At 29.8% G+C, this 3,302-nt stretch carries 1 protein-coding gene; it reads right to left on the reverse strand.

The window, feature by feature from the left end; genetic code table 11:
- Window positions 1-138 precede the first annotated feature (138 nt).
- A complete protein-coding gene (gene ileS / locus GBZ86_RS14070; RefSeq protein ID WP_152891697.1) occupies window positions 139-3,249 on the reverse strand; it encodes an isoleucine--tRNA ligase in 3,111 nt (1,036 codons plus the stop codon).
- Between the last annotated feature and the right edge of the window lie 53 nt (window positions 3,250-3,302).

Below are 3,302 nucleotides of genomic sequence, written 5' to 3' on the forward strand. Positions count from 1 at the left end.
AATCATTCAATATTATTTATTATTATTTTATTTTGTCATATTTTATCGTTTTAAACTAAAAACTTTTCGACAAAATATAAGTTACAAAAAAAATAAAGTAGTGATATTACTACTATCACTACTTTATTCTGTATTATATTATTTTTTTTCTACAGCCATATTTAACTTTTCACCATTAATAGTTGTTTCTGTATAAGTAACTTCTTCATTATAAACAACTTCTTCTGTTAAAGTTTCTTTCTTTATTGTATCTTCAAATTTTTTAACTACATTTAGAAGAATATCATTATCTGAAACATAAAGAGTTATTTTATCAGCAACTTCAAATCCACTTTCTTTTCTCATATTTTGAATTTTTGATATAATTTCTCTTACATGACCTTCTTCTTTTAATTCATCAGTTATAGTTGTATCTAGAACTACTCCTACTGAACCTTCACCAGCAAAAGCATATCCTTCTAATCCTTGCATTGTTACAAGTAGATTTTCTGAATTCAATTCAATTTCAGTTCCATTAACATCTATAGCTACAACTTCTCCATTTTGAATTTTTTGAGCAAGTTCCATTTGATTGTTAGAAGCTATTTCTTTTCTTATTCCTGGTATTAACTTACCATAGGCTTTTCCTAACACAGGTAAATTAGGTTTTATTTCAAAGTTAACATACTTAGAAACGTCAGCTCCAACTGAAACCTCTTTAATGTTAAGTTCATCTTTTATAATATCTCCATAATACTCAGGAAGAGAATCTGTTGATATTAACATTTTTGAAAGTGGCTGTCTATTCTTAATGTTAGCACCATTTCTTGCACTTCTTCCTAATTTAACTACTTTATAAGCTAAATCCATTTTTTCTTCTAAATCTTTATCTATAGCTTTTTCATCAACTGTTGGCCAATCGCATAAATGTAAACTTTCTTTAGCACTTGGGTCTAAGTTAACTACTAAGTTTTGATAAATTTCTTCTGTCATAAATGGAACAAAAGGAGCTGCTACTTTTATTAAAGTAGTTAATGCTCTATATAAAGTTACATAAGCACCTATTTTATCATTTGTTAATTCTGCTGACCAGAATCTTGATCTATTTCTTCTTACATACCAATTTGATAACTCATCAGTAAATTCTTCTATTTCAAGAGCCGCTTGAGTTATTCTATAATTTTCTAAATGATTATCTACATCCTTAACTAATGTATTAAGTTTTGACATTATCCATTTATCCATTACATTTTCTGATATAAAATCTTTATATTCTAATGGATTGAAATTATCTAAATCAGCATATAAAACATAGAATGAATATACATTCCATAAAGTACTTAAGAACTTTCTTTGAGTTTCCGCAACATCACCCACAGAAAATCTTGTAGGTAACCATGGAGCACTTGCAGTATAAAAATGCCATCTTGTAGCATCTGCACCTTGTGACTCTAACACTTCAAATGGATCCACTACATTACCTTTAGATTTTGACATTTTTAATCCTTTTTTATCAAGAACATGACCTAAAACTATACAGTTTTCAAATGGGTTTCTATCAAATATAGCTGTTGATATAGCTAATAATGTATAAAACCATCCTCTTGTTTGGTCTACTGCTTCTGATATAAATTGAGCAGGATAATTTTGATCAAATAATTCTTTATTTTCAAATGGATAGTGTAACTGTGCAAATGGCATTGAACCTGAATCAAACCAACAATCTATAACTTCAGCTGTTCTAGTCATTTCTTTTCCACACTTATCACACTTTAAATTAACTTTATCTATAAATGGTTTGTGTAATTCTATATTTTCTGGTACATCTATACCTTGCTCTTTTAATTGTTCTATACTTCCTATACATTCTCTATGACCACATTCACATTCCCATATTGGAAGAGGAGTTCCCCAATATCTATCTCTTGATATTCCCCAGTCAATAACATTTTCTAAGAACTTACCAAATCTACCTGTTCTAATGTTATCTGGATACCAGTTTATCTTATCGTTATTAGCTAATAATTTATCTCTTAGAGATGACATTCTTACGAACCAACTCTCCTTTGGATAGTATAATAATGGAGTGTCACATCTCCAGCAATGTGGATATGAATGCATGTGTCTAGCTGATGAATATAATTTATTATTTTCTTTTAAATAATTAACTATTGACTCATCACACTTCTTAACAAACTTACCAGCCCAAGGTTCAACTTCATCAACAAAATTTCCATTTAAATCAACTAAGTTTATAAATGCTAATCCATTTTGCTTAGCAATTAAGTTATCATCTTCTCCATATGCTGGCGCTATATGAACTATACCAGTACCATCACTTAATGTTACATAATCACCATGAACAACTACAAAAGCTTTACCTTCTGTTGGTGTATGGAAAGGTAATAATTGCTCATACTCTATTCCAAGAAGTTCTTCGCCCTTAAACTCTTTTAAAACTTCATAATCTTCACCTAAAACTTTATTAGCTAAATCTTTAGCTAGTATAAGTATTTCATCACCTTGCTTAGCTTCTATATAATCATATTTTTTATTTATACATAATGCTACATTTGATGGTAATGTCCAAGGAGTTGTTGTCCAAGCTAATATATACTTATTGTTCTCTCCTTTAACCTTAAACTTAGCTATAGCAGTTAAATCTTTAACATCTTTATACCCTTGTGATACTTCATGTGAAGAAAGACCTGTTCCACATCTTGGACAATACGGCATAACTTTATGACCTTTATATAATAAATCTTTATCCCACATTTGCTTTAAAGCCCACCATACTGACTCTATATATGGATTATGATAAGTTACATACGGGTTTTCCATGTCAACCCAGTATCCTATTTGCTCTGTCATCTTTTCCCACATACTTACATAAGTAAATACACTCTCTTTACACTCTGTAACAAACTTTTCAACTCCATAAGCTTCTATTTGAGGTTTACCTGAAATTCCAAGTTTCTTTTCTATTTCAAGTTCAACTGGAAGTCCATGAGTATCCCATCCTGCTTTTCTTATAACCTTGTATCCCTTCATAACTTTATATCTTGGGATAATATCCTTCATAACTCTTGTTAAAACGTGTCCTACGTGTGGTTTTCCATTTGCTGTTGGAGGTCCATCGTAGAAAGTAAAATATTCACCATCTTTATTCATATCAAAGTTCTTCTGTATTACATCTTTTTCTCTCCAAAGATTTGCAACATCTTTTTCCATGCCCACAAAGCCTTTAGATAACTCAACTTTTTTGTACATAAAACATACTCCTTTACGATCTATATATAATTAATAATTTAATTATTTACTTT

It is taken from the genome of Clostridium tarantellae (assembly GCF_009295725.1).
GTDB classification, from domain to species: Bacteria; Bacillota; Clostridia; order Clostridiales; family Clostridiaceae; genus Sarcina; species Sarcina tarantellae.

Excerpts from the sequence above, each read along its gene's own strand:
- ileS (WP_152891697.1), bottom strand. The coding sequence starts at position 3,249 with ATGTACAAAAAAGTTGAGTTATCTAAAGGCTTTGTGGGCATGGAAAAA.